Origin of the sequence: Streptomyces sp. YPW6, from assembly GCF_018866325.1 — a bacterium.
In the GTDB taxonomy this organism is placed as follows: domain Bacteria; phylum Actinomycetota; class Actinomycetes; order Streptomycetales; family Streptomycetaceae; genus Streptomyces.
The window spans coordinates 1,124,799-1,151,688 of the sequence record NZ_CP076457.1; the positions used below are offsets into that span (position 1 = coordinate 1,124,799).

26 protein-coding genes are annotated in these 26,890 nt (G+C 72.5%); 18 read left to right on the forward strand and 8 right to left on the reverse strand.

Annotated features, from left to right (window positions below; genetic code table 11):
* Positions 1-103 precede the first annotated feature (103 nt).
* Positions 104-1,009 (reverse strand): LysR family transcriptional regulator, encoded by a 906-nt coding sequence (locus KME66_RS04940; protein WP_216319376.1) that lies wholly within the window; start codon positions 1,007-1,009, stop codon positions 104-106.
* A gap of 321 nt (positions 1,010-1,330) precedes the next feature.
* Between KME66_RS04940 and KME66_RS04945 the strand changes: the two genes are divergently transcribed.
* Together KME66_RS04945 and KME66_RS04950 are read left to right on the forward strand one after the other, a co-directional pair.
* The gene (locus KME66_RS04945; protein ID WP_216319379.1) at positions 1,331-2,881 is read left to right on the forward strand and encodes a 3-hydroxyacyl-CoA dehydrogenase; all 1,551 of its coding nucleotides are present in this window, start codon (positions 1,331-1,333) and stop codon (positions 2,879-2,881) included.
* A gap of 64 nt (positions 2,882-2,945) precedes the next feature.
* Entirely contained in the window at positions 2,946-3,353 is a 408-nt protein-coding gene (locus KME66_RS04950; protein ID WP_216319383.1) for a VOC family protein, read from the forward strand.
* Here the strand turns inward: KME66_RS04950 and KME66_RS04955 are convergent.
* Positions 3,281-4,051 carry a DUF6597 domain-containing transcriptional factor gene (locus KME66_RS04955; protein WP_216319387.1) on the reverse strand — a complete coding sequence of 257 codons (771 nt, stop codon included), beginning with the start codon at positions 4,049-4,051 and terminating at the stop codon, positions 3,281-3,283. The two genes, KME66_RS04950 and KME66_RS04955, sit on opposite strands and share 73 nt — an antisense overlap.
* 18 nt (positions 4,052-4,069) lie before the next feature.
* Positions 4,070-5,230, reverse strand: coding sequence for a YihY/virulence factor BrkB family protein (locus tag KME66_RS04960; RefSeq protein ID WP_216329089.1), 1,161 nt, complete (start codon positions 5,228-5,230; stop codon positions 4,070-4,072).
* 74 nt (positions 5,231-5,304) lie between these two features.
* Here KME66_RS04960 and KME66_RS04965 point away from each other — a divergent pair, with 74 nt between their 5' ends.
* The 14 genes from KME66_RS04965 to KME66_RS05025 all read left to right on the forward strand — a co-directional run bounded on the left by KME66_RS04965 (position 5,305) and on the right by KME66_RS05025 (position 18,977).
* The gene (locus KME66_RS04965; protein ID WP_216319390.1) at positions 5,305-6,942 is read left to right on the forward strand and encodes an acyl-CoA dehydrogenase family protein; all 1,638 of its coding nucleotides are present in this window, start codon (positions 5,305-5,307) and stop codon (positions 6,940-6,942) included.
* Between the two features lie 246 nt (positions 6,943-7,188).
* On the forward strand, positions 7,189-8,487 hold the full coding sequence (locus tag KME66_RS04970) for a GAF domain-containing protein (protein WP_216319393.1): 1,299 nt from the start codon (positions 7,189-7,191) through the stop codon (positions 8,485-8,487).
* A 127-nt stretch (positions 8,488-8,614) separates the two neighbouring features.
* Positions 8,615-9,211, forward strand: coding sequence for a GNAT family N-acetyltransferase (locus KME66_RS04975; RefSeq protein ID WP_216319396.1), 597 nt, complete (start codon positions 8,615-8,617; stop codon positions 9,209-9,211).
* Positions 9,212-9,465: 254 nt separating this feature from the next.
* Entirely contained in the window at positions 9,466-9,549 is an 84-nt protein-coding gene (locus KME66_RS34530; protein ID WP_309486338.1) for a putative leader peptide, read from the forward strand.
* Between the two features lie 114 nt (positions 9,550-9,663).
* A complete protein-coding gene (locus KME66_RS04980; protein ID WP_073221233.1) occupies positions 9,664-11,361 on the forward strand; it encodes a nitrite/sulfite reductase in 1,698 nt (565 codons plus the stop codon).
* Positions 11,358-11,537 (forward strand): hypothetical protein, encoded by a 180-nt coding sequence (locus KME66_RS04985; RefSeq protein WP_073221231.1) that lies wholly within the window; start codon positions 11,358-11,360, stop codon positions 11,535-11,537. The genes KME66_RS04980 and KME66_RS04985 overlap by 4 nt, the downstream gene beginning before the upstream one ends.
* Entirely contained in the window at positions 11,534-12,250 is a 717-nt protein-coding gene (locus KME66_RS04990; RefSeq protein WP_216319399.1) for a phosphoadenylyl-sulfate reductase, read from the forward strand. Before KME66_RS04985 ends, KME66_RS04990 begins: the two co-directional genes overlap by 4 nt.
* Positions 12,250-12,819 (forward strand): adenylyl-sulfate kinase, encoded by a 570-nt coding sequence (cysC, locus tag KME66_RS04995; protein WP_073221225.1) that lies wholly within the window; start codon positions 12,250-12,252, stop codon positions 12,817-12,819. Before KME66_RS04990 ends, cysC begins: the two co-directional genes overlap by 1 nt.
* Positions 12,816-13,754 (forward strand): sulfate adenylyltransferase subunit CysD, encoded by a 939-nt coding sequence (gene cysD, locus KME66_RS05000; RefSeq protein WP_073221222.1) that lies wholly within the window; start codon positions 12,816-12,818, stop codon positions 13,752-13,754. Before cysC ends, cysD begins: the two co-directional genes overlap by 4 nt.
* Positions 13,755-13,756: 2 nt before the next feature.
* Entirely contained in the window at positions 13,757-15,091 is a 1,335-nt protein-coding gene (locus tag KME66_RS05005; protein WP_073221220.1) for a GTP-binding protein, read from the forward strand.
* Between the two features lie 260 nt (positions 15,092-15,351).
* A complete protein-coding gene (locus KME66_RS05010) occupies positions 15,352-16,461 on the forward strand; it encodes an aliphatic sulfonate ABC transporter substrate-binding protein (RefSeq protein ID WP_216319402.1) in 1,110 nt (369 codons plus the stop codon).
* A 47-nt stretch (positions 16,462-16,508) separates the two neighbouring features.
* Complete coding sequence (locus tag KME66_RS05015) at positions 16,509-17,300, forward strand: ABC transporter ATP-binding protein (protein WP_073221215.1); 792 nt, start codon at positions 16,509-16,511, stop codon at positions 17,298-17,300.
* Positions 17,287-18,216 (forward strand): ABC transporter permease, encoded by a 930-nt coding sequence (locus KME66_RS05020; protein ID WP_073221213.1) that lies wholly within the window; start codon positions 17,287-17,289, stop codon positions 18,214-18,216. Before KME66_RS05015 ends, KME66_RS05020 begins: the two co-directional genes overlap by 14 nt.
* Positions 18,217-18,224: 8 nt before the next feature.
* A complete protein-coding gene (locus KME66_RS05025) occupies positions 18,225-18,977 on the forward strand; it encodes a sirohydrochlorin chelatase (protein ID WP_216319405.1) in 753 nt (250 codons plus the stop codon).
* 413 nt (positions 18,978-19,390) lie between these two features.
* On the opposite strand, the gene KME66_RS05030 is transcribed toward KME66_RS05025, so the two are convergent.
* From KME66_RS05030 to mgt, 3 genes are all read right to left on the reverse strand, one after another.
* Positions 19,391-19,939 (reverse strand): DUF1697 domain-containing protein, encoded by a 549-nt coding sequence (locus tag KME66_RS05030; RefSeq protein ID WP_216319410.1) that lies wholly within the window; start codon positions 19,937-19,939, stop codon positions 19,391-19,393.
* A gap of 327 nt (positions 19,940-20,266) precedes the next feature.
* Positions 20,267-21,469, reverse strand: coding sequence for a S8 family peptidase (locus tag KME66_RS05035; protein WP_216319413.1), 1,203 nt, complete (start codon positions 21,467-21,469; stop codon positions 20,267-20,269).
* Between the two features lie 558 nt (positions 21,470-22,027).
* Positions 22,028-23,227 carry a macrolide-inactivating glycosyltransferase gene (mgt, locus tag KME66_RS05040; RefSeq protein WP_216319416.1) on the reverse strand — a complete coding sequence of 400 codons (1,200 nt, stop codon included), beginning with the start codon at positions 23,225-23,227 and terminating at the stop codon, positions 22,028-22,030.
* Between the two features lie 202 nt (positions 23,228-23,429).
* On the opposite strand from mgt, the gene KME66_RS05045 reads away from it, so the two are divergent.
* Both KME66_RS05045 and KME66_RS05050 read left to right on the forward strand, forming a co-directional pair.
* The gene (locus tag KME66_RS05045) at positions 23,430-24,296 is read left to right on the forward strand and encodes a phosphotransferase enzyme family protein (protein ID WP_216319419.1); all 867 of its coding nucleotides are present in this window, start codon (positions 23,430-23,432) and stop codon (positions 24,294-24,296) included.
* Between the two features lie 135 nt (positions 24,297-24,431).
* Positions 24,432-24,785: a DUF4333 domain-containing protein gene (locus tag KME66_RS05050; RefSeq protein ID WP_216319421.1), complete on the forward strand. Its 354-nt coding sequence runs from the start codon at positions 24,432-24,434 to the stop codon at positions 24,783-24,785.
* A 62-nt stretch (positions 24,786-24,847) separates the two neighbouring features.
* Here KME66_RS05050 and KME66_RS05055 read toward each other — a convergent pair whose 3' ends face one another.
* Both KME66_RS05055 and KME66_RS05060 read right to left on the reverse strand, forming a co-directional pair.
* Positions 24,848-25,561 (reverse strand): 3'-5' exonuclease, encoded by a 714-nt coding sequence (locus tag KME66_RS05055; protein WP_216319423.1) that lies wholly within the window; start codon positions 25,559-25,561, stop codon positions 24,848-24,850.
* 89 nt (positions 25,562-25,650) lie between these two features.
* On the reverse strand, positions 25,651-26,886 hold the full coding sequence (locus KME66_RS05060) for an SAV2148 family HEPN domain-containing protein (protein WP_073221190.1): 1,236 nt from the start codon (positions 26,884-26,886) through the stop codon (positions 25,651-25,653).
* Between the last annotated feature and the right edge of the window lie 4 nt (positions 26,887-26,890).

A 26,890-nucleotide genomic window follows, 5' to 3' on the forward strand; every position in this document is an offset into this window, starting at 1 on the left:
AAAGGCGCGTTGCGGTGGGCGGGTGGTGCGGTGGGACGACCTTCGCATCCGGCACTGAGTCGGTCCAATATCGAGTACGCACCGGATTGAGAGGCGCCACGTCTCAATCGGGCCTGCGCACGGGTGTCGGCAGCGCTTCCTCCGCGACGGCGAGCACCGCGCGCAGGGCCGCGGAGGGGTTGTCGGCGCGCCAGGCCAGGGCGGCGCGGAGGCGGATGGGCGGACCGGCGAGAGGGCGGTAGACCAGGCCGTTCTGCTGGATGTGCTGGACCGAGGTGACCGTGAGGGTGACGCCGACCCCGGCGGCGACCAGGGCGAGGATCGTGTAGGAGTCGGGGGCCTCCTGGACGGTGCGCGGGGTGAAGCCGGCGCCCTCGCAGGCCTCGGTCATGGCGTCGCGGACGGTGGAGCCGGAGTTGGCGGGGAAGGAGACGAACGGTTCACCGGCGAGTACGGCCAGGGGAACGGCCCGACTCCGGGCGAGCGGGTGGTCGGAGGGCAGGGCGCAGACCAGTTCCTCCTCGTCGATCACCCGGTGCGCGATGCCGGGCCGGGTCACCGGGAGCCGGACGAAGCCGAGGTCGAGCGAGCCGTCGGCGACCCGGGACAGGGCGGTGTTGGCGTACGTCTGGCCGGTCATGACGAGTTCGAGCCCTGGGTGGGCCGCGCGCACGGCCCGGGTGAGCCGGGGCAGCGTCTCGTGGCTGGAGGCCCCGGCGAAGCCGATGGTGACCCGGCCGTACTCGCCGGTCCCCGCCGACCTGGCAGCCCGGACGGCGGTGTCCAGGTCGTCCAGGACGGTCCGTACCGGTTCGAGGAAGGACTCCCCCGCGCTGGTGAGACGGACCGAGCGCGTGTTGCGGTGGAAGAGCTGGACGCCGAGCTCCCTCTCCAGCTGGCGGATCTGCTGGCTCAGCGGGGGCTGGGCCATCTGGAGCCGCTTGGCGGCCCGGCCGAAGTGCAGCTCCTCGGCGACGGCGAGGAAGGCGTTGAGGTGGCGCAGTTCCATAGTGATACTCCTGGCGTCTTGATCCGACCCTAATTCGGTATTGGACAGCCATCAATGGGCCCTGACACCGTGAGGTCGGCGCATACGGAGGGTGAGGAGCACGGTGGAACGGTCGGCCGGGGCGGGCGGTGGGGCCGGCGAGGTCCTGTCGGCGCTGGAGGCCGTCGTCGCCGCGTGCGTCCACGGCGGAGAGCGGCGGGGAGCCGGAGACCGCCGACCGGTTCGCGACGACGGACCGGCCCGCCCCCGCGGAGCTGCGGCTCCTGCGCGACGATGTCGAACCGAACCGTGTCCGCCTCCGTTGGAAGGGCCGTAACCGCCATGCGTATCAGGATCGTCGGAGCCGGGGCCATGGGCCGGGGCATCGCCCAGTGGGCGGCGAGCGCGGGTCACACCGTGGAGCTGGGTGACGTGCGGCCCGAGGCGGTGAAGGAGGCCCTGGAGTTCGTCGCGTCGATGCTGGACCGGGCGGTCGCGAAGGGCCGGACGACGGCCGCCGACCGGGACGCGGCGGTGGCCCGGCTGGTGCCGCTCGCCGAGCCGTGGGCGGCGGGCCCGGACGTGGAGCTGGTGATCGAGGCCGTACGGGAGGACCTGGGGACGAAGGCCGAGGTGTTCGGGAAGCTGGAGCGGGTGCTGCCCGCCTCCGCCGTCTTCGCGACGAACACCTCGTCCCTGTCGGTGACCCGCATCGCGGCGACCCTCCAGGATCCGTCGCGCCTGGCCGGCCTGCACTTCTTCAACCCGGTGCCGCTGATGCGGATCGTGGAGGTGGTGCCGGGCGCGGCCACCCGTCCGGAGATCCCGGCGCTGCTCACCGGGCTGGTCGAGGGGTGCGGGCACCGGGCGGTGACCGTCGCCGACACCCCCGGATTCCTGGTCAACCACGCCGGGCGCGGGCTGGTGACCGAGGCGCTGGCGCTGCTGGAGGAGTCGGTGGCGGACCCGGCGGCGGTCGACCGGATCGCCCGGGACGTGCTGGGGCTGCGGATGGGCCCCTTCGAGCTGATGGACCTGACCGGTCTCGACGTGACGGCCGCGGTGATCGACTCGATCTGGCAGGGCTTCCGGTACGAGGACCGGCTGCGCCCGTCCTTCCTGACGCCGAACCGGGTGGTGGCCGGGCTGCACGGCCGCAAGACGGGCCGGGGCTGGTACGCGTACGGCGACGGGGCGTCCGGCCCCGCACCGGAGAGCCCGGTCACCGGGGAGGCGGACCGCCCGGTGTTCCTGGCCTCGGCCGGGCGGCCGGAGACGGCGGCGTACGAGGAGGAGCTGGCGGCGTCCCTGGAGGCGGCGGGGGTCCGCGTCGAGCGGGGCGACGGGCCGTCGGCGCAGGCCGTGGTGCTGGTGCCCGTCTGGGGAACGCCGGTGTCGGCGGCGGTCGCGGAGGGCGGGCTGCCCCGGGAGCGTACGTTCGGCGTCGAGGTGCTGCCCGCGGCGGGGCGGCGGCGGGTCCTCGCGGTGACGGCGGCCGGTGACCCGGCGGCAGCGCGGGACGCGCGGGCGGTGCTGGCGCGGGCCGCCGGGGGCGAGGAGCCGTACGCGGTGTCGGTGGTGCGGGACACGGCGGGCTCGGTCGCGCAGCGGCTGCTCTCCTCGGTCGTGGCCGTCGGCTGCTCGATCGCGGAACGCTCGCTGGCCGCGCCCGCCGACATCGATCTCGCGGTGACCACGGGCCTCGGCTATCCGGCCGGACCGCTGGCGTGGGGCGAGCGGATCGGGGCCGTGCGGGTGCTGGCGCTCCAGCGGGCGCTGCACGCGTCGACGGGCGACCCGCGGCACCGGCCGACGCGCTGGGTCACGGAGCGGGCCGCCCTGGGTCTCGCGCTGACCGATCCGGGGACGTCGCCGGCGGACTGCCTGGGCTGAGCCCGCCGGTCGGGGTGACCGATTCGTACAAGACGGCCGCGTGCCGCGGGCCTACGGTCGGGGCATGACTCCACGACTCGACGCCACCAGCATCATCACCTCCGACCTCGCGGCTTCCCTCGCCTTCTACCGGCGGCTCGGCCTCGACATTCCCGAAGGAGCGGAGTCCGCGCCCCACGTCGAAGTGACGCTGCCGGGCGGACAGCGGCTGCTGTGGGACACGGAGGAGGTCATCGCCTCGTTCGACCCGGACTGGCAGCGGCCCGCGGGCGGCGGTGAGCGGGTCGCCCTGGCGTTCGCCTGCGACAGCCCGCAGGAGGTGGACGCGGTGTACGCGGAGCTGGTCGGCGCCGGGTACACCGGGCACCTGGAGCCGTGGGACGCGGTGTGGGGGCAGCGCTACGCGGTGGTGCTGGACCCGGACGGGTGCGGGGTGTCGCTGTTCGCCGACGCGTCGCCTGCCGCGAAGTAGGCCCCGAGGGTCGTGCCGGCCAGGTCGCGCATCTCCCGGGCCAGGTGCGGCTGGTCGGTGCAGCCTGCCGCGCAGGCCGCTTCGGCGTACGGAAGGCCGGTGCGGATGAGGGCCAGAGCCCGCTGGAGGCGGAGGATCCGGGCCAGGGTCTTCGGGCCGTAGCCGAAGGCGGCCAGGGAGCGGCGGTGCAGCTGGCGGGCGCCGAGGCCGGCCTCGGCTGCCGTGGACGCGACGCTCCTGCCGCGTCGCAGCCCCTCGGCGACGGCCGCCGCGAGCGGGTCGGGCGGGCCGGTGTCGGCGGACCGGGCGAGCGCGAAGTCCTCCAGGGCGGCGGCGGGGTCGGCGGACCGGGCGATCCGTGCGGTGAGCGCCGCGACAGCGGTACGGGGCCAGAGCTCGGCCAGGTCGACCCGGTGGTCGCGCAGTTCGTGCGCCGGTACGCCGAGGAGGACGGGGGCGGTGCCGGGTGCGAACCGGATCGCGGAGCAGGAGCCCCGGTGGCGCGGGTCGACCTCGAAGGCGTGGGTGTCGGGCCCGGCGACGATCAGGCGGCCCGCGCTCCAGAGCAGGTCCATGCAGCCGTCGGGAAGCACGGACCGGGCGGGCTGCCCGGGGGCCGATGGGGCGTCCAGCGTCCAGACGACGGCACCGTCCAGCCGGGAGGGCCGCTCCTGGTAGCGCTGGTGTCCCCGGGGCATGTCCTCACGCTAACGCGGTCAGCGGGCGGGCGGCTCCCCGACCTCGGTGTCCGCTGTCGATTCCCGCGCGTGACGGGTCCTGCTGCTCTCCTTCGCGTCCTTGGGCTCCTTCTCCCAGGTCGCGTGCAGCCGGGATTTCACGTCGTCGGGCGGCAGGAAGCGGGACCAGCGCTCGGGGAACTCGGAGGGCATGTACGCGGGGCCGTCGTCCTCGTCATCGTCGTCGTCCGTGCCGTCGTAGGCGGCCGAGCGGGTGCGGGCGACGAACTCGGCGGCCTGCGCGGCCCTGGCGCGTTCGGTCGCCTCGCGGGCGGCGGCCGTGGCGAGCGAGGGCCAGACCCGGTCGATGGCCGCGTTGACCGCGGCGCCGACCAGGACCGCGAAGGCGGAGATGCCGATCCACAGCAGGACGGCGATCGGCGCCGCCAGGGAGCCGTAGATGGTCGGGCCCTCGACCGTGCTGGTCAGGTAGATCCGGAGCAGGAAGCTGCCGAGGACCCACATGCCGAGCGCCACCAGCGCCCCGGGCACGTCCTCGATCCAGGGCGACCGCACCGGCACGGACACGTGATAGAGCGTCGTGAGGAACGCGATGGTCAGCAGTATCACCAGCGGCCAGTACAGGACGGCTATCACCTCGGTGCCCCAGGGCACGAACTCGACCACCCGGTCCGGTCCGACGACCAGCAGCGGCAGGACCACCGCGCCGAGCAGCAGGGCGACGACGTACAGCAGGAAGGCGAGCAGCCGGGTCCTGACGATGCCGCGGTGGCCGTCGAGGCCGTACATGACGGTGATGGTGTCGATGAAGACGTTCACCGCGCGGGAGCCCGACCACAGGGCGATGGCGAAGCCGAGGGAGATGACGTCGGGGCGGGCCCCGGTCGTGACGTCGGCGAGCAGCGGCTTGGCGAAGTCGTTGACCCCGCGCTCGGAGAGCACCGTCTGGGAGGCGGAGAGGATGTTGCGCTCGATGGAGGCGACCGTGGTGGTGGCCGTCCACTCGTCGACGTAGCCGAGCAGTCCGATCATGCCGAGCAGCAGCGGAGGCAGCGAGAGCAGGGTGAAGAACGCCGCCTCGGCCGCGAGCCCCAGAATGCGGTACTCGATGCACGAGTTGACGGTGTCCTTGAGCAAGTGCCACGCCATGCGCCGTTTGGAGACGTTGCGGTAGAGCACTCGCGCCCGGTGGAGTCGGCCCGGTGGCCGCTCGGGTGTTTCCTTTGCTGCCTGCACCTCCTTACCGTATCGGCATGGCAGCCACCACCCACACCGTGACCAATCAGGTTCCGCCGCTGGTCGGCCATGACGTCTTCGCCACCGACCGGGTCCTGTCGGAGGCCGTGGAGCGGCACATCGAGCCCGGGATCCTGCCCGTGGCGCTGGAGGAGCTCGGCGAGCTGGGCCGGGCGGCGGGCTCGGCCCAGGCCCAGAAGTGGGGCGTGCAGGCGAACGCGCACCCGCCCGTCCTGCGGACGCACGACCGCTACGGGCATCGCGTCGACGAGGTGGAGTTCCATCCGTCCTGGCACCGCTTGCTGGGCCACGCCGTGTCCGCCGGGCTGACCGACGCCTGGGGGCGGCCGGCCGGCCATGTCCGGCGCGCGGCGGGGTTCCTGGTCTGGACGCAGGCCGAGGCGGGGCACGGCTGCCCGCTGTCGATGACGCATGCCGCGGTGCCCGCGCTGCGCACCGATCCGGAGCTGGCCGCCGTGTGGGAGCCCCTGCTGACCTCGCACACGTACGTCCAGGGGTTGCGGAACCCGCGCGAGAAGGCCGGGGTGCTCTTCGGGATGGGCATGACGGAGAAGCAGGGCGGCACCGACGTACGGTCCAACACGACGCGGGCCGAGCCGCTGTCCGGCGAGGGCGGGTATCTGCTCACCGGGCACAAGTGGTTCTGTTCGGCGCCGATGTCGGACGGCTTCCTGGTGCTGGCGCAGGCGCCGGGCGGACTGAGCTGCTTCCTGGTGCCGCGGGTGCTCCCGGACGGCTCGCGCAACGTGTTCCTGATTCAGCGGCTCAAGGACAAGCTGGGCAACCGGTCCAACGCGTCCGCCGAGGTCGAGTTCGACGGGACCTGGGCCCGCCTCGTCGGCGAGGAGGGGCGCGGGGTGCGGACCATCATCGAGATGGTGGCGGCCACCCGGCTCGACTGCGTGGTGGGCTCGGCGGGGCTGATGCGGCAGGCGGTGGCGCAGGCGGTCCACCACAGCGCGTACCGCGACGCGTTCGGCGGGCCGCTGATCGACAAGCCGCTGATGCGCAATGTCCTGGCCGACCTGGCCCTGGAGTCGGAGGCGGCGACGGTGCTGGGCATGCGGCTGGCGGCGGCGTACGACGCGGACACCGATCAGGAGCGGGCCTTTCTGCGGCTCGCGCTGCCCGCCGCGAAGTTCTGGGTCACCAAGCGTTGCACCGCCGTGGTGGGCGAGGCGCTGGAGTGCCTGGGCGGCAACGGGTACGTCGAGGAGTCGGGGATGCCCCGGCTGCTGCGCGAGGCGCCGCTCAACTCCATCTGGGAGGGCTCGGGGAACGTCCAGGCGCTGGACGTGCTGCGGGCGCTCTCGCGGGAGCCGCGGGCGCTGGACGCGTTCCTGCGGGAGGTCGGGAAGGCACGCGGGGCGGATCACCGGCTGGACGCGGCGATCAAGGGCCTGCTGACGGAGCTGGCCGATCTGGCGGGTATCGAGGCGCGGGCGAGGCGGCTGGTGGAGCGGTTCGCGCTGGTGCTCCAGGGTTCGCTGCTGGTGCGGTGGGCTCCGCCGGAAGTGGCTGACGCGTTCTGCGCGTCGCGGCTCGGCGGGGACGGGGGCGCGGTGTTCGGGACGCTGCCGCACAGCCTGGATCTGGCCTCGGTGGTGGCACGGGCCCGGCCGTCCGCGGGGTAGCCCACCGGGCGGGGAGCGACGGGGGGTGATGCTGCGCCGACACGGCACCACCCTCCGTGCTCATGCGACACCGGGCGACCGGGAAACCCGGCGCACGGTGTTTCTGCCACTCTGGTACGCACCCGCAGGGCATCGCCAGAGTTGCAAAGGGTTGCAACCGTTGTGTGGACTGCTCGGTGGCCCGGCGGGGTGCCCGGCAGGATGGGCCGGGCCGGGACCGGGAAGCGTTCGGGGGGCACGGGGACCATGACGGAGACAGGTGCGGCGGGGGTGCTGCGGGTGACGGGCCAGGGGGCGGGCCGTGGCGCCACCCGGTTGCTCCACCGCGCGCGTGAGGCCCGGCTGGCGGGCGAGCCGTCCGGTGTGGTGCCCCGGGCGGAGATCGACGCCTCCTGGGACCGGGTGGTGCGCAGCGGCATCGACCCCGAGCAGTCGCCGGAGAGCGAGCTGCTGGAGGCGGACGAGATCGAGCACCGGCGGCACAGCACGGCCCTGGGTGAACTGATGCCGTTGCTGCGGGCGGGACTGGCCTCGATCGCGGACGCCGCACAGCAGATCATGGTGGTGACCGACACCGAGGGCCGGGTGCTGTGGCGGCAGGGCAACACGGGGGTGCTGCGCCGGGCCCACGACATCTGCCTGGAGGAAGGCGCGGCCTGGGCCGAGGCGGCGACCGGGACGAACGCGATCGGGACGGCGCTGGCCGCCCGGGTCCCGATCCAGGTGCACTCCGCCGAGCACTTCATCCGGGCGCTGCACGGCTGGACCTGTGCGGCGGCCCCGGTGCGGGATCCGCGCGACGGGCGGCTGATCGGGATCGTCGACATCAGCGGGCCTGCGTCCACCTTCCATCCGGCGACGCTGGCCCTGGTCGACTCGGTGGCGCGGCTCGCCGAGGGTGAGATCCGCACCCGGCATCTGGTGGAGATCGAGCGGCTGCGCGCGGTGGCCGCACCGATCCTGTGCCGGATCGGCGGCCGGGCGCTGGCGGTGGACGCGCACGGTCGGCTGGCGGCGGTGACGGGGATGCCTCCGGTGGACCGGTTGCCGCTGCCGAAGTCGCTGCGGCCGGGTCCGGTGTGGCTGCCCTCGCTCGGCATGTGCCAGGCCGAGCCGCTGCCGGGCGGCTGGCTGGTGCGGGTGGACGAGACGGGGACGGTGCCGGGGGAGCCGCGCCGGGTGGTGCTGGACCTGAGCCGGCCCCGGGCGCTCGCCGTGCATCTGACCGGGCCGCTGGGCAGCGTGCGGCAGCGGCTCTCGCCGCGCCACGCCGAGCTGCTGTACGCGCTGGCGGTGCACCGGCAGGGGCGGACGGCCTCGGAGCTGGCGCGGGACGTCTTCGGGGACCCGACCCGGACGGTGACGGTCCGGGCCGAGGTCTCCCGGCTGCGGCGTCATCTGGCGGAGGTCCTGGCTCATCGCCCGTACCGCTTCGGGGACGGGGTGGAGGTGGAGGTGATCCGTCCGGAGCACGGCGCGGATCTGCTGCCGCACTCCCAGGCGCCGGTGGTGGCGGCGGCCCGCGCGGCGGCGCGGTCCACCTGAGAGGGGCGCCGGGGAGCGTGCGGGCGGCCGGGGCCGAAGGCCCGCGCGCGCCGGGCGGGCGTCGCGGGGCGCGTACGGGACGGGGCCGCTGTGCGCCGCCGGACGGCGCCGTGGTTGTCTGGCCGTCATGAGCGACATCCAGCAGTCCGCAGCGCCGACCACCCGGGTGACCGTCTGGTCCCTGGAGCAGACCTCGCCCGCCGATCTCCGCCCGGCGCGCGCGCCCGAGGGCGATGTCCGTATCGTCCGGTCCGAGGTGGTGCTGCCGGAGTTCAGCCGGTTCCTCTACACGGCGGTGGGCGGCGACATCCGGTGGACCGACCGGCTGGGCATGACGTACGCCCAGTGGGAGGAGGCTCTGCGGCGGCCCGGCGCGGAGACCTGGGTGGCGTACGAGAACGGGACGCCGGCCGGGTACGTCGAGCTGGATGCGCAGGACGACGGCGTGGTCGAGATCATGTACTTCGGGCTGATCCCCGCGTTCCGGGGCCGGCGGATCGGCGGCCATCTCCTCTCCCACGGGGTGGCGCGCGCCTGGGATCTGGCGGAGCGCTGGCCGGAGCGTCCGACGACGAAGCGGGTGTGGCTGCACACCTGCTCCAAGGACGGGCCGCACGCGATGGACAACTACCTGCGGCGCGGTTTCCGGCTCTTCGACACGAGGACCGAGGTGGAGCCCGAGGTGGCGACGCCCGGTCCGTGGCCCGGGGCGTACGCCTCCTGACCGTCCGGAGATCCCCGGGTGGGGCGGTGACCTCGTCGCCCCACCCGCTTTCCGCTCTTCGCCGCTCTCCTCGCCGCCTGCTTCTCCTCCCTGCCCCCCTGCCCCTCTCCTTCGGACCCGGATGGGGCGATTTGTCGGCAATGCCGCTCTGTCATTCCGTGATCGGCGCCACACAGTCCCATCTTTCGAGACCCAGTCGTCCACATACTGGATAGTGGTGGACTGCCCCAAGACGCGCGTGACACGCTTCCGTCATGTCCGGAACTGGAATTGCCTTGGTGAGTCGACGCCACGTCGACCTCGGCCGCATGTCCAGCGCCATCTGTCCGGCGAGCTGACAGCACCAGCACCGCCGTCTCTCTCTTCTCTCTGAACCGCCTGCGCACCGCCGCGCCTCAGCGCGAGTGTGCCGCTCAGAGCCGCCCTCCCGCAGTCCCGAAGGACGTATTGCCATGGCCGCCACCCCGGAAAAGCCTGCGCCCGCCACGCCCCGCCGCAAGGCCGGACGCCACCGTGGCGAGGGTCAGTGGGCCGTGGGCCACCACACCCCCCTCAACGGGAACGAGCAGTTCAAGAAGGACGACGACGGTCTCAACGTACGGACACGTATTGAGACGATCTACTCCCAGCGCGGCTTCGACTCCATCGACCCCAACGACCTGCGCGGACGCATGCGCTGGTGGGGTCTGTACACCCAGCGCAAGCCCGGCATCGACGGCGGCAAGACGGCCGTGCTGGAGCCGGAGGAGCTGGACGACGAGTACTTCATGCTGCGGGTCCGGATCGACGGCGGCCGGCTGACCACGCGGCAGCTGCGGGTGATCGGAGAGATCTCGCAGGAGTTCGCGCGCGGGACCGCCGACCTCACCGACCGGCAGAACGTGCAGTACCACTGGATCCGTATCGAGGACGTCCCGGAGATCTGGCGACGGCTCGAAGAGGTGGGGCTGTCCACCACCGAGGCCTGCGGTGACACACCGCGCGTGATCCTCGGCTCTCCCGTCGCGGGCATCGCCGAGAACGAGATCATCGACGGCACCCCCGCGATCGACGAGATCCAGCGCCGGTTCATCGGCAACCCCGACTTCTCCAACCTGCCGCGCAAGTTCAAGTCCGCGGTCTCCGGCTCCCCGCACCTGGACGTGGCGCACGAGATCAACGACGTCGCCTTCGTCGGCGTGAACCACCCGGAGCACGGCCCCGGCTTCGACCTCTGGGTCGGCGGCGGCCTCTCCACGAACCCCAAGCTCGGGGTGCGGCTCGGCGCCTGGGTGCCGCTGGACGAGGTGCCGGACGTGTACGGCGGGGTCATCGGGATCTTCCGCGACTACGGCTACCGGCGGCTGCGCACCCGCGCGCGGCTGAAGTTCCTGGTCGCGGACTGGGGCGCGGAGAAGTTCCGCCGGATCCTGGAGGACGAGTACCTGGAGCGGAAGCTCGTCGACGGGCCCGCGCCCGAGCAGCCCGCCCAGACCTGGCGCGACCACCTGGGGGTGCACCGGCAGAAGGACGGCCGCTTCTACGTCGGCTTCGCCGCGCGGGTGGGCCGGGTCGACGGCTCCACGCTCACCAAGATCGCCGACCTGGCGGACGCGCACGGCTCGGGCCGGGTACGGACCACCGCCGAGCAGAAGATGATCGTGCTGGACGTGGCCGAGGAGCAGGTGGACTCCCTGGTCGCCGGTCTGGAGGCGCTGGACCTCAAGGTCACGCCGTCCCCGTTCCGGCGCGGCACGATGGCCTGCACCGGCATCGAGTTCTGCAAGCTGGCGATCGTCGAGACGAAGGCGCGCGGCGCCTCTCTGATCGACGAACTGGAGCGCCGCATCCCGGAGTTCGACCACCCGATCACCATCAACATCAACGGCTGCCCGAACGCCTGCGCCCGGATCCAGGTCGCCGACATCGGTCTCAAGGGCCAGTTGATGCTGGACGAGAACGGCGAGCAGGTCGAGGGCTACCAGGTACACCTGGGCGGGGCGCTGGGCCTGGAGGCCGGCTTCGGCCGCAAGGTCCGCGGCCTGAAGGTCACCTCGGCCGAACTGCCGGACTACGTCGAGCGGGTGCTCGGACGGTTCCAGGAGGAGCGCGAGGACGGCGAGCGCTTCGCGGCCTGGGCCGCGCGCGCGAGTGCGGAGTCGCTGTCATGAGCGAGCGAGCCGCTCCGTTTTACTGCCCGTACTGCGGTGACGAGGACCTGCGCCCCAACGAGACCGGCCACGGAGCCTGGGAATGCGCTTCCTGCAACCGTGCGTTCCAGCTGAAGTTCCTGGGTCTGCTGACCCGGGGTGTTCAGCGCAACGACGTTGAGGGGGAAGCGATATGACGGGCACTCTGCTGAGCGGAGAGCTGGCCGACGAGGAGCTCCGGGAGCTGGCCGAGCGGGCCGGGCGGGAGCTGGAGGACGCCTCCGCCACCGAGATTCTGACGTGGGCGGCCGACGCCTTCGGGCCCCGCTTCTGTGTCACCTCCTCGATGGAGGACGCCGTCGTCGCGCATCTGGCGTCGCGCGTGCTGCCGGGCGTGGACGTGGTCTTCCTGGACACCGGCTACCACTTCCCGGAGACCATCGGCACCCGGGACGCGGTGGACGCCGTGATGGACGTCAACGTCATCACGATCACGCCCCGGCAGACGGTCGCCGAGCAGGACGCGGAGTACGGCGAGAAGCTGCACGACCGGGACCCCGACCTGTGCTGCGCGCTGCGCAAGGTGAAGCCGCTGGAGGACGGGCTGACCGCGTACGCGGCATGGGCGACGGGGCTGCGCCGCGACGAGTCGCCGACCCGGGCGAACACCCCGGTCGTCGGCTGGGACGACAGGCGCCGCAAGGTGAAGGTCTCCCCCATCGCCCGCTGGACCCAGGAGGACGTGGACGCCTACGTCGCCGAGCACGGGGTGCTCACCAACCCGCTGCTGATGGACGGTTACGCCTCCGTCGGCTGCGCGCCCTGCACCCGCCGGGTGCTGGAGGGCGAGGACGCACGGGCCGGCCGCTGGGCCGGACGGGGCAAGACCGAATGCGGGCTGCACGGCTGATGACGACTGATCAGGAGAGTTCGATGAGCGTGACGGAGGCGGGGGCCACGATCTGGCTCACCGGTCTGCCGAGCGCGGGCAAGACCACCATCGCGTACGAACTGGCGGGCCGGCTGCGGACCGAGGGCCACAGGGTGGAGGTGCTCGACGGCGACGAGATCCGCGAGTTCCTCTCGGCGGGCCTCGGCTTCTCCCGCGAGGACCGGCACACCAACGTGGCCCGGATCGGCTTCGTCGCCGAACTGCTCGCGGCCAACGGCGTGAAGGTGCTGGTCCCCGTCATCGCCCCGTTCGCCGACAGCCGCGAGGCCGTCCGCAAGCGGCACGCCGCCGAGTCCACCACCTATCTGGAGGTGCACGTCGCGACCCCCGTCGAGGTGTGCTCCGTGCGCGACGTGAAGGGCCTCTACGCCAAGCAGGCGGCCGGCGAGATCAGCGGACTCACCGGGGTCGACGACCCCTACGAGGCCCCGGAATCGCCCGACCTGCGGATCGAGTCGCACCAGCAGACCGTGCAGGAGTCAGCGGCGGCGCTCCACGCGCTGCTCACCGAGAGGGGCCTGGCGTGAGTGCCGTCACCACCACCGTGTCCGAGGACACCGCGAACCCGTACGCGCTGAGCCACCTGGACTCCCTGGAGTCCGAGGCGGTCCACATCTTCCGGGAGGTGGCGGGCGAGTTCGAGCGGCCGGTGATCCTGTTCTCCGGCGGCAAGGACTCGATCGTGATGCTGCACCTGGCGCTGAAGGCGTTCGCGCCCGCGCCGGTGCCGTTCACCCTGCTGCACGTGGACACCGGGCACAACTTCCCCGAGGTCCTCGACTACCGCGACCGAACGGTGGAGAAGCACGGGCTGCGGCTGCACGTCGCCTCCGTGCAGGAGTACATCGACGCCGGGAAGCTCCGCGAGCGCCCCGACGGGACCCGCAACCCGCTCCAGACCGTGCCGCTGACCGAGGCGATCCAGCAGCACCGCTTCGACGCGGTGTTCGGCGGCGGGCGGCGCGACGAGGAGAAGGCGCGCGCCAAGGAACGGGTGTTCTCGCTGCGCGACGAGTTCTCCCAGTGGGACCCGCGCCGTCAGCGGCCCGAGCTGTGGCAGCTGTACAACGGCCGGCACGCACCCGGCGAGCACGTCCGGGTCTTCCCGATCTCCAACTGGACCGAGCTCGACGTCTGGCAGTACATCGACCGCGAGGGGATCGAGCTGCCGGAGATCTACTTCGCGCACGAGCGCGAGGTGTTCAACCGCAACGGCATGTGGCTGACGGCCGGGCACTGGGGCGGGCCGAAGGAGCACGAGGCCACCGAGACCCGTCTGGTGCGCTACCGCACGGTCGGCGACATGTCCTGCACCGGTGCCGTCGACTCCGACGCCACCACGCTGGACGCCGTGATCACCGAGATCGCCGCCTCCCGGCTCACCGAGCGGGGCGCGACCCGCGCCGACGACAAGATGTCCGAGGCCGCGATGGAAGACCGCAAGCGCGAGGGGTACTTCTAACCATGACCACCACAGCTGAGCAGTTGAGCGCCACCACCCTGCTGCGCTTCGCCACCGCCGGGTCCGTCGACGACGGCAAGTCCACCCTGGTGGGCCGGCTCCTGCACGACTCCAAGTCGGTCCTCACCGACCAGCTGGAGGCCGTCGAGCAGGCCTCGCGGGGCCGCGGGCAGGAGGCGCCGGACCTGGCGCTGCTCACCGACGGGCTGCGCGCCGAGCGCGAGCAGGGCATCACCATCGACGTCGCCTACCGCTACTTCGCCACCACCCGGCGGCGGTTCATCCTGGCCGACACCCCCGGCCATGTGCAGTACACCCGGAACATGGTGACCGGCGCCTCCACCGCCGAACTGGCCGTGGTCCTGGTCGACGCCCGCAACGGCGTCGTCGAGCAGACCCGCCGGCACGCCGCCGTCGCCGCTCTGCTGCGCGTCCCGCACGTGGTGCTGGCCGTCAACAAGATGGACCTGGTCGACTACGCGGAGCCCGTGTTCGCCGCCATCGCCGAGGAGTTCACCGCGTACGCCGCGTCCCTCGGCGTCCCGGAGATCACCGCCATCCCGATCTCGGCACTGGCCGGGGACAACGTGGTGGAACCCTCCGCCCACATGGACTGGTACGGCGGGCCGACCGTCCTGGAGCACCTGGAGACGGTGCCGGTCAGCCACGACCTCACCGCGTGCCACGCCCGCTTCCCCGTGCAGTACGTGATCCGCCCGCAGACCGCCGAGCACCCGGACTACCGGGGGTACGCCGGTCAGATCGCCGCCGGGGTGTTCCGGGTCGGCGAGTCCGTCTCCGTCCTCCCCTCGGGGCGTACGACGACGATCACCGGCATCGACGCACTCGGCGGACACGTCGACATCGCCTGGGCGCCGCAGTCCGTGACGCTGCGGCTGGCCGACGACATCGACATCTCACGCGGCGACCTGATCGCCCCCGCGAACGACGCCCCGCCGGTCACCCAGGACGTCGAGGCGACCGTCTGCCACGTCGCCGACCAGCCGCTCTCGGTGGGCCAGCGGGTGCTGCTGAAGCACACCACCCGCACCGTCAAGGCGATCGTCAAGGACATCCCCTCCCGGCTCACCCTGGACGACCTCTCCCAGCACCCGGCCCCGGGGCAGCTCGTCGCCAACGACATCGGGCGGGTCGTCGTGCGCACCGCCGAGCCGCTCGCGCTCGACGCGTACGAGGACTCCCGGCGCACCGGCTCGTTCCTCCTGATCGACCCGGCGGACGGAACGACACTGAGCGCCGGCATGGCGGGCGCCGCGTTCGCCGCCGCCGCCGAAACGGTTCAGGCGGCCGACGACGACGCCGCATGGGACTTCTGATGGCCACCGACTCCTTCTCCTCCTTCGCGAAGGAGGGCGGCCGGGTGGGCAGCGGCGCCCGCGGGAGGGGGCGCCCCCTGCTCAAGCGGATTCGAGAGCTTGGGGGAGGGCAGGGCGGGGTCGGGCGATGTGCGTGATGACGTACGCGCACCGCTCGCGCGCCCCGCACCCGGACCCCCGAAGACCTGCCGACCTTCCGGCCGCGCCCCCCTGACCAGACAGCGGGGCGTGAGACCGGGCCGACGAGAGGACAGCCTCCCGTGCCTGCCCCCCGCTCCACCCTTCGCCGCGGCCTCACCGCCGTCGCCGCCCTGCCGCTGCTCGCTCTGGCGGCCACCGCCTGCGGCTACGGCTCCCAGGCGAAGGACGACTCCCGGGCGAACGTCTCCGCCACGGGGAAGAAGCTCTCCTCCGACACCGTGAGGATCGGGTACTTCCCCAACCTCACGCACGCCACCGCCCTGGTCGGCATCCAGGAAGGCACCATCCAGAAGGAGCTGGGCGGCACCAGGGTCGAGTCGACGACCTTCAACGCGGGCCCGTCCGAGATCGAGGCACTGAACGCCGGCTCCATCGACATCGGCTTCATCGGCCCCTCCCCCTCCATCAACGGGTACACCAAGTCCCAGGGCAAGGGGCTGCGGATCATCTCCGGTTCGGCCTCCGGCGGGGTGAAGCTGGTCGTCAACCCGGACAGGATCAAGACCCCGGACGACGTCAAGGGCAAGAGGATCGCCACCCCGCAGCTCGGCAACACCCAGGACGTGGCCTTCCTCAACTGGATCTCCCAGAAGGGCTGGAAGGTCGACTCGCAGAGCGGCAAGGGCGACGTCTCCGTGGTCCGCTCGGACAACAAGGTGACCCCGGACGCCTACAGGTCCGGCGACCTGGACGGCGCGTGGGTGCCCGAGCCGACGGCCTCGAAGCTGGTCTCCGAGGGAGCGGAGGTGCTCCTCGACGAGAAGGACCTGTGGCCGGACAAGAAGTTCGTGATCACGAACATCATCGTGTCGCAGAAGTTCCTCGACGCGCACCCGGACGTGGTCGAGGCGGTGCTGAAGGGGTCGGTCGCCACCAACAAGTGGATCAACGCCGACCCGGACCGGGCCAAGGCCTCCGCCAACAAAGCGCTGGAGAGGCTGAGCGGCAAGCCGCTGCCGCAGGAGATCCTCGACCCGGCGTGGGAGTCCATCGAGATCACCGATGACCCGCTGGCCGAGACGCTCAGGACGCAGGCAGGCCACTCGGTCGCCTCCGGTCTCCTCAAGGAGCCGGACCTCCGGGGCATCTACGACCTGGGCCCGCTGAACAAGATCCTCCAGGCCGAGGGCCTGCCCGAGGCCGCCGACGCCGGTCTCGGCGTCAAGTAGCCCGCCCATCCGCAGCAGGACGCAAGGACTCCCAGGAGGTGACGACCATGGCGACCCCCACCCTCACCAAGGCCGAGGACCGTACGACGGTCGAGCACGCAGCCCGTCTCGCGCACGTCTCGAAGTCCTTCGCCGGACCCACGGGGCAGCAGCTCGTACTGGACGACATCAGCCTCGATGTCGCTCCGGGTGAGTTCGTCACCCTCCTGGGAGCGTCCGGGTGCGGGAAGTCGACGCTGCTCAATCTGGTGGCGGGACTCGACCGCCCGTCGCGGGGGTCCATCGAGACCCCCGGCGGACGGCCGGCCCTGATGTTCCAGGAGCACGCCCTCTTCCCGTGGCTGACCGCGGGCAAGAACATCGAACTGGCCCTGCGGCTGCGCGGGGTGCCGAAGGCGCAGCGCCGCGCCGAGGCGGAGCGGCTGCTGGAGCTGGTCCGGCTCGGCGGGGCGTACGGCAAGCGGGTGCACGAGCTGTCCGGCGGTATGCGCCAGCGGGTCGCCATGGCACGCGCGCTCGCCCAGGACAGCCAACTGCTGCTGATGGACGAGCCGTTCGCGGCGCTCGACGCCATCACCCGCGATGTGCTGCACGACGAGCTGACCCGGATCTGGGAGGAGACGAACACCTCGGTCCTCTTCGTCACCCACAACGTCCGGGAGGCCGTACGGCTCGCGCAGCGTGTCGTGCTGCTCTCGTCCCGGCCGGGCCGGATCGCCCGGGAGTGGACGGTCGGCATCGAGCAGCCGCGCCGCATCGAGGACGCCGCCGTGGCGGAGCTGTCCCTCGAGATCACCGAAGAACTGCGTGGGGAGATCCGCCGACATGGCCAGCACTGACATCACGTCCGGCCGGAAGCGGCCGGACGGGGCGGCCGCCGGACCGGCCGGAGGGAAGCCCGACGACCTGGCGGGCCTGGAGGCCGGTCTGGACGCCCTGGACGCCGTGCAGATCCGCCGCACCCCGGTACGCGAGGTGCTGACGCGCAAGGTCCTGCCGCCGGTGGTGGCGGCGGCGCTGGTCCTCCTGCTCTGGGAGCTGCTGGTCCGCGCCCAGGTCACGGAGAGCTACAAGCTGCCGCCGCCGTCAGCGGTGTGGGACAGCGCGCGGCAGATGTGGCTGGAGGGCACGCTGCTGGACGTCGTCTGGACCAGCGTCTCGCGCGGTCTGCTCGGCTTCCTGCTCGCGGTCGTCATCGGTACGCCGCTGGGTCTGCTGGTCGCCCGGGTGAAGCTGGTCCGGGCCGCGATCGGCCCGATCCTGTCCGGGCTCCAGTCACTGCCCTCGGTGGCGTGGGTGGCCCCGGCGGTGATCTGGCTCGGGCTGAACGACCGGATGATGTTCGCGGTGATCCTGCTGGGCGCGGTGCCCTCGATCGCCAACGGGCTGGTCTCCGGCGTCGACCAGGTGCCGCCGCTGTTCCTCCGGGCGGGCCGCACGCTGGGCGCGACCGGGCTGCGCGGGACCTGGCACATCGTGCTCCCGGCGGCGCTGCCCGGCTATCTGGCGGGTCTCAAGCAGGGCTGGGCGTTCTCCTGGCGCTCGCTGATGGCCGCCGAGATCATCGCCTCGTCGCCCGAACTGGGCCTGGGCCTGGGACAGTTGCTGGAGAACGGCCGCAGCAACTTCGACATGCCCGGGATCTTCCTGTCGATCCTGCTCATCCTGTTCGTCGGTATCGCCATCGACCTGCTCATCTTCAGTCCGCTGGAGCGGTGGGTGCTGCGCAGCCGCGGTCTCCTCGTCAAGAACTGAGCCCTCCCATGACGCATCCCACGCTCCTCGTCATCGCCCACGGCAGCCGCGACCCGCGGCACGCCGCGACCGTGCACGCGCTCACCGAGCGGGTCCGTGCCGAGCGGCCGGGACTGCGGGTGGAGACGGCGTTCCTGGAGTTCAACGCCCCGTCCGTGCCCCGGGTGCTGGAGCGCCTGGCGGCGCAGGGCGCGGACGAGGTCGTCGCCCTGCCGCTGCTCCTGACCCGGGCGTTCCACGCCAAGACCGACATCCCCTCGGTCCTGCGCGAGGCCCGCACCCGGCTGCCGGGACTGCGGGTCCGCCAGGCCGACGTCCTCGGCCCGTCCCCGCTGCTCAACGCCACCCTGGAGCGGCGGCTGCGGGAGGCCGGGGTCCGCCCCGGCGACGTCCCCCGGACCGGACTCGTCCTGGCCGCGGCGGGATCATCCGACCCGGAGGCGATCGCAGTGATCGCTGAAATCGCGCGGGAGCTGCGGCACACCGGTTGGTGCGCCGTGCGGCCTGCGTTCGCCTCCGCTTCCCTTCCCCGCACCGAGGACGCCGTACGGGCCCTGCGCGCCGAGGGCGTGGACCGGGTGGCGGTGGCCCCGTACGTCATCGCTCCCGGCCGGCTCCCCGACCGCATCGCGGCGGGCGCCGAGGCGGCCGGCGCGGACGTGGTGGCCGATGTGCTGGGCCCCGCACCGGAGTTGGCACGACTGCTGCTGGACCGGTTCGACGAGGCGCGGGTGCCGGTGGGGGCGTCGCTCTCGGCGTGAGGGGCCGGGCGTGCCGCAGCGGCGCGGAGGGCCTGGGAATCGCCCCCTCGCCGCGCACTCGGTCACCGCGCGCTGACCGTCGCCTCGGTGGCGGCTCAGTCGTAGGACAGCCCGCCGGACCGTGCCCGCTCGGGTCCGAGGAAGCCCGGGTGGTCAGCGAGGACGCGGAAGCTGTCGACGAGTCCGGCCGATGTCCGGCCACCTGGCCCCGGCCTCCGGCCAGATGAGGGTGAGGCCAACCTGCTCACCGCGCGATGGGCACCCCGGTAGCCGTTCCTCGGCCGACGAGGGCGTCGGCCGACGGCATCACCCGGCGAAAGCAGCGCCACCGGACCCTCGGGATGAGCCCCTTCAGGGGGCCGGGCGCGAGGGGCCCCGCCTCCGTACGGCCGCCCACCGTACCGGGCGGCCGCTCAGTCGCGGGTCAGCTCCACCAGTTTCGCCACGGTGTTCCAGTTGCGGGTGGTGGTGACGATGCCCTTGGCATGGCGGGGGCGTCCCAGCGCGACGGCCAGCTTGGAGCGGCCGAGGCCCTCGGGGGCGTAGAGATACAGGCAGCGGTCGCCGATCCGGAACTCCTCCGGCAGGAAGGCCCCCGCGTCCAGGTCCGCGAAACGTTCGGGGTCCAGGGGACGGTCGGCGTAGGTGACGTGGAGCTGCTTGCCCTCCAGTTCGGCGGCGGGGAAGGGGCAGGCGTCGGCGACGGCCGCGAGATACGCGGCGTCGCGGACGAGGCAGTCGACGGTGAACCCGAACCGCTCGCGCAGGGCCTGCTCCAGGCCTGCGGCGAGGGCGTCGGCGTCCTCGGCGTCGCTGCGGAAGACGGCGTTGCCGCTCTGCAGGTGGGTGGCGATACCGGTGTGGCCCAGTCCGGCCAGCACTTCGCGCAGTTCGGGCATCGGGACCCTCTTGGCGCCGCCCACGTTGATGCCGCGCAGCAGCGCCGCGTATGTCGTCGTCATGGCCATCCACCCTAGAGCCTGTCGTCGGACTGCCGCCGTCGCCCGGAGGACGGCCGCGCGGCCTCCGGTGCGTGCGACCGCAAGGCGCCGGGATGGTCTTGCGGCGGAGCTGCCAGGGCACTTCGACAACGCCACGAGCGTACGTGCCAGGCGTCGCGCGGCAGGCGGCATTCCGACGACACGCCCGGGAACGCCCCCGGACACGCCGCTGCCGCCGCGCCCCGTGGGGGCGAGCGCGGCGGCAGCTGTGTGCGGCGGTGGCCGGGCGGCGGGGTGTGGGGCCACCGCCGCCCGGCGTCCGGTCGGAACCGGGGTACTGACCGGGTCCTACTCGACGATCTTGAGGAGCTTGTTCGGCGTGCCCTCGGTGGCGTTGCTGATGGCGTCCGGGGTGGCCCCCTCGGTGAGCGCCGTGGCGACGGCCTCCGGGGTGGCGTCCTGGTGGCCCGCCAGGTAGACGGCGGCCGCGCCGACGACATGCGGGGTGGCCATGGACGTACCCGAGATGGTGTTGGTGCCGCTGTCGCTGTCGTTCCAGGTGGACGTGATGTCCGAGCCCGGGGCGTAGATGTCCACGACCGAGCCGTGGTTGGAGAAGTCCGACTGCTCGTCGCCCTCCGTGGACGAGGCGACCGTGATCGCCTCGGGGACGCGGGAGGGCGAACCCTGGCCGGCGTCGCTGGACTCGTTGCCGGCGGCCACGCCGAAGGTGATGCCCGCGGCGATGGCCTTCTGGACCGCCTCGTCGAGGGCCGGGTCGGCCCCGCCGCCGAGGCTCATGTTGGCGACGGACGGGCCCTTGGCGTTGGCGGTGACCCAGTCGATCCCGGCGATGACCTGCTCGGTGGTGCCCGAGCCGTTGTCGTCCAGGACGCGGACGGCCACGATGTCCGCCTTCTTGGCGACGCCGTGCGCGGCCCCGGCTATGGTGCCCGCCACGTGGGTGCCGTGCCCGTTGCCGTCGTCCGCGTCGTCGTCGTTGTCGACGGCGTCGAAGCCCGAGGTGGCGCGGCCCTCGAAGTCCTCGTGGGTGACGCGGACACCGGTGTCGATGACGTACGCCGTGACGCCCTCGCCGCCGGCGTCCGGGTAGGTGTAGGCGTCGTCACCGGCGGTCTGGGTCTGGTCGATCCGGTCCAGGCCCCACGACGGCGGGTTGTCCTGGGTGGCGTTGATGCTGAACTTCTTGTTCTGCACCACCTTGGCGACGGCCGGGTCGGCGGCGAGGCGCTTGGCCTCGGTCTCCGAAAGACCGCTGGCGGAGAAGCCGTTGATGCTGGAGGAGTAGTCGCGCTTGAGCTTTCCGCCGTACTCCTTGGCGAGCTCGGACTTGTCGGCCTTCTTCTCGTCCAGCATGACGATGTAGCTGCCGGAGACCGCGGTCGCGGCGTCCGTGCCGTAGACCGTACCCATGGGGGCCGGCGCGGCTCCCGCGAACGAGGTTCCGAGAAGGGTGACTCCGGCGGCGGCCGCCACGGCGGTGATCGCTGCGGTGAGCTTGATGCGACGGGTGCGCTGGTGCTTGGCCATGAAGAGGGTTCTCCTCGTCATTCTCTGTGGGGGGATTGGCCCTCGGCCGGAAGATCTCCGGGGGCTGGCTCGAAACCCTGACCGATTGACGAGCGCAGATCAAGACCCTCAGGGAGGTGTGACTTGCTCAAGAAGGTTTCGTAATAAGGAATCGGCCATGGCTGGTCACAGCGGCCACGGTGGCCGACCGAGCGTTACCTCGGCCGGATCGACGGCCGCGCGGCCACCAAGGGACGATCGCCGCATCCCGCATTCCGCCTGCTCAGAAGGTCACGTGAAGCGCCGGACGCACCCCGCCCGACCGACGCCGGCAGCGCCGGCGGGGCCCCCGGGGCAGGAATGACCATGCGTGAAGACACGTGAAGACCCGTGAAGGTGTGCGCAAGGGGGGTGAACTCCCGGTTCCCGCTGTGAAATCGCCAGGGCGTGCGTGCAGATGCGCCGACCGGACCCGCCGCGACCCCGGTTTCACACAGCCGCAACACCGGCGCCCCGCCCCGGAACTCCGCAGGTCGGGGCGGGACAAAGGACGTCGGGACAGCTCTCAGGCGGACCCGCTCAGCGCGCGAGCTCCGCCTCGATGAGGTCGGCGGCCCTGGGCGTGCCACCCTCCCGCGCCACTCGATCCCTCAGATGCTCGCACCGGGCGGCCACTTCGGGGTCGCCCACGAGAGCGAGCACGGCCTCACGCAGACGCCCGGCATCCGCCTCCTCCATCGGCAGATGCCGGGCCACCCCCAGGGACTGGAGCATGTCCGCGTTGCCGAACTGGTCGACGGCCTGCGGTACGGCGACCATCGGCGTGCCCGTGGCGAGCCCCTCCTGACTGCCGCCCGCACCTGCGTGGGTGATGAAGGCGTCGGCCTGCTTGAGGACGGCCACCTGCGGCACCCAGGTGCGCACCTCCACATTGCCCGGTACGGCTCCGAGTGCGGCGGGGTCGACGTGCGTGCCGATCTGGAGCACCACATGCCAGCCGGGCAGGTCACCGAAGGCGGCGACGCACTCGCGGTAGAAGGCGGGCTGCTTGGTGAACGAGGAGCCGAGCGAGACCAGCAGCACCTTCTCGGCACCGGCGGGCCGCTGCCACTCCCCCTCGTCGGCACGGTCGCCCTGGCAGGCGCCGACGAAGGTGTACATCGCGCGGTTCACCCGGTCCGCGTGCGGCTGGAGCACCTCGGGGATCAGGACGAGGCCGCGGCGCGGCCGGGAGACGAAGTCGTCGGCGGTGACATGGCCGAGGCCGTTCTCGGCGAGCCAGGCCTCGAAGCGCGCGTAGTACGTCTTGCCGCGCTCGCTCTGCTTCAGCTCGGCGGTCATCGGCTCCGCCACCTCCTTCTCGTACCCGTCCCAGGGGACCAGGTTGGGCCAGAGGGAGACGGCGGGGACGCCCCAGCGGTGGGCGAGAACACGGGCGGGATAGGAGGTGATGTCGTGCAGGACGAGGTCGGGCTCGTCGCCGGCGAAGGCGTCCGCGAGCTGCGGGAGGGCCTGGATGGCATCGGCGAGGAAGGGTTCGATGTTGTCGATCAGCTCCGTCCCCCAGGCGTCGGGGTCATCGTCGGTCGGCAGGGTGGAGGTCCAGATCACCGGCTCGGCGCCGACGGCGGCGACCTTCTCCGCGAAGGAGGCGGGGATGGCGTAGCTGACACGGTGTCCACGGTCGACGAGCTCGCGGATGACGTCGAGGCTCGGGTTCACATGTCCGTGGGCGGCGATGGAGAACATGGCGATGTGGGCACGCGGGGATTCCGTCATGCCGGCGACTCTAAGCGAGACGAGACGTCTCGTGCAATCTCTTTCCGTCCCCCGCAGCGACGGACCGGTCGGCACCTCGGTCCCGGTGGTCGCACCTCATCGGCCCGGGCGAGGCGCACCATGCCCGCGGGCCGCAGAGGGAGGTCCGCTGACGGTCCGCCGGTTCGTCGTGACGGCCCGCGAAGATGCGAAAATCGCACCCATGGACGAGATGCGTGCGCGCGAGGTACTGACAGCCGCCGGGCTCCCCGGCTCGGCGGAGCTGATCGCGGTGGGCGAGAACGCGGTGTTCGCCGCCGGCGATCTGGTGGTCAAGGTCGGACGGGACGCCACCGGCCACCCCGAGCTGCGCGCCCGGGCCGAGCGGGAGGTGGCGCTCGCCGACTGGCTCGCCGCGTCCGGCGTCCCGGCCGTGCGCGCCGCCGAGCGCGCGGTGCGCCTGGTCGAAGGCCACCCGGTGACGCTGTGGCACCGGCTCCCGGAGGCCGTGCGCACCGCCGAACCGCGCGACCTCGCGCCACTGCTCTCCCTGGTGCACGCGCTGCCCGCCCCGGCGGACTTCACGCTGCCGCGCCGCGAGCTGCTCGGCGGGGTCGAACGCTGGCTCACCCTGGCGGGCGACGCGATCGATCCGGCGGATGCCGAGTACCTCCGCGAGCGCCGCGACGGCTTCGCCTCCGCGGCCGCCGCCCTGGTCCCCCACCTCCCGCCGGGCCCGATCCACGGCGACGCGCTCCCGCGCAACGTCCATGTCGGCCCGGACGGCCCGGTCCTGGTCGACCTGGAGACGTTCTCCGCCGACCTGCGGGAACACGACCTGGTGGTCCTCGCCCTCTCCCGCGACCGCTACGGCCTGGACCCGGCGGCCTACGACGCCTTCACCGCCGCGTACGGCTGGGACGTCCGGGAGTGGGAGGGATGCGCGGTCCTGCGCGGCGCCCGCGAGACGGCGAGCTGCGCCTGGGTCTCCCAGCACGCCCCGGCCAACCCGAAGGCGCTCGCCGAATTCCGCCGCCGGGTGGTGTCGCTGCGCGAGGGCGATCCCCAGGTCCGCTGGTACCCGTTCTGAGCGGGCCGGGGGCGGTTGCGGGCCACCCGGCAGGGTCCGAGCGGCCCGTCGGAAAGCTCTCCCGGCCGCCCACCGGCGGCACCGTGCCGCGTACGCTTCCGCCCAGCCGTCCCCCGCCACCCGAAGGGAACACCCGTGCACTCGGCCCGTTCGACCGCAGCCATCCGGAGCCTCTCCGCCGTGGCCGCCGGTGCGCTGCTCGTCGGCTGTTCGGGGTCGGTCAGCGTCGGAAACTCGGACCCGAAGCTCTCTTCGGACAAGCTCGCCACGACCGTCTCCGAAAAGCTCGCGGCCACCACGAACCAGCCCGAGCCGGACATCACCTGCCCCGAGGATCTGACGGGGAAGGTCGGCACCACCACCCGCTGCACGCTCACGGCGAACGACGGCAGCACGCTGGGCGTGTCGGTCAAGGTGACCTCGGTCGAGGGGGATCAGATCAACTTCGACATCAAGGCCGACGACACGGCGTCCCCGGCCCCCAACTGACACCTGGCCCGACTGGGCCAACGCGTCGGGTTCTTCCGCGGAGAGCGCTGACCGGAAACCGGTCAGCGCATCCGGGGAATCACCGGCCAGGCCGACTCGACCACCGCCGCCGGATCCGTGGTGCGCCGCAGATAGGCCTGGAGTGAGGCCGACTGCTCGGCCGCCGCCCGGACCTGGAGGGCGTGCAGTTCACCGAGCGGCAGGGTGGCGACGGGCCGGTGGCGCTCGCCCATCCGGCGCACCACGCGCACCGCGGCCACCGCGTCGGCGCTCGCTTCGTGGGCCCCGTCGAGCGTGACCCCGTAGTGGTCGCACAGCGCCTGGAGGGCCCGCTTGCCCTTGCGGTACTTGTCGACGTGCTTGTCGATGACCAGCGGGTCGATGACGGGGGACGGCGCGCCGCCGACGCGCTCCTCCACCGACGGCAGTCCGTACCTGCGGCACTCGCGGTCCAGCAGCGAGAGGTCGTAGCGGGCGTTCATCACCACCAGCGGGACGTCCGAGCACAGCACTTCGGCGACCGCGCGGGCGATCTCCTCGACGGCGGACGCGGGCCGCGCCCCGTGCTTGCGGGCGTGTTCGGTGCCGATGCCGTGGATCGCGGAGGCCTGCTCCGGTATCACCACGCCCGGATCGAGCAGCCAGGTCCGCTGCTCGGCGACCGTGCCGTCCGGCTCCAGCCGGACGAGTGCGGCGGTGACGATCCGGTCGCTCTCGACGTCGGTCCCCGTCGTCTCCAGGTCGAAGCCGACCAGTGTGCCCTGGTGCCAGCTCATCCCGATACCTCCTTCGTGGTGCTCCCCCGTGGTACTCCCCCCGAGTGATGACCACCTTCGCACGGCCCACTGACAGCCCCGGTGGAGGGTCAGGAGACCGGCCGGGAGTCCGTCCAGACCGATTCGAACTCCTCGCGGTACGTCTCGAAGAGCCCGTGCTCGTTGTCCTGGCCCTCCCGCACCACCGTCCGTCTGCCCCCGCCGCGCAGCACCAGCACCGGCGCCTCCATGCCCCGGGCCCGCCGCAGATAGGGCTGGACGACGCCCACCGCGTCCGGGCCGTCGCCGTCCACCAGGTAGGCGGTGAAGCGCGGGGTCTCGTCGAAGACCTGGATCTGGAACGCGCCGGGGTCGCGGAGCCTTGAGCGGACGCGGCGCATGTGCAGGATGTTCATCTCCACCGAGCGGCTCAGCTCGCCCTTCTTGAGGCCGAGTTCCCGCTCCCTGCGGCGGACCGCGCTGCTGGCCGGGTTGATGAACAGCAGCCGGACCCGGCAGCCCGACTCCGCGAGCCGGACCAGCCGGCGGCCGGAGAAGTTCTGCACGAGCAGGTTGAGGCCTATGCCGATGGCGTCGAGCCGCCGCGCCCCGCCGAAGAGGTCCTCGGCGGGCAGCTGGCGCTGGAGCCGGACCCGGTCGGGGTGGACGGACACCACGTCCGCGTACCGGTCGCCGACCAGTTCCTCCACCGCGTCCACCGGCAGCCGGTCGGCCGACGGCACCCCGGCCCCGCTGCCGAGGATGTCGAGCAGGCGGGCGGAGGCCCGTTCCGCCTGGGCGAGGACGGCCTCGTTCAGCGCGCGGTTGCGGGAGACCACGTTGCGGGCGACCTCCAGCTCGTCCAGGGCCAGCTCGACATCGCGCCGGTCGTCGAAGTACGGCTCGAAGCAGGGCCAGTGCTGGACCATCAGCTCGCGCAGCTGCGGCAGCGTCAGGAAGCTGAGGACGTTGTCGTCGGCCGGGTCGAGCAGATAGCCCTTGCGGCGCGAGACCTCGCGTACGGCGACGGCGCGCTGCACCCACTCCTGCCCGGCCGGTCCGGCCGCGGCCACCACCCACTCCTCGCCGTGCACCGGCTCGTAGATCGGCCGGAGCACCGCGGCGACGACGGCCCGTAGGCGCTGTTCGACCAGATTGAGCCAGATATAGGCCCGACCTGCCCGCTGTGCGCGCGTGCGCACCTCGCCCCAGGCCTCCGATCCCCAGTCCAGCTCGGCGCCTATCTCCATGGGCTGCGCGAGGGACACCGCCCCGGGCGGGGCATCGGTCGACTCCCCCTCGTGACCTGCGTCACCTGGGGGTAGCTCGAACCCTCCCGAGCTCACCCGC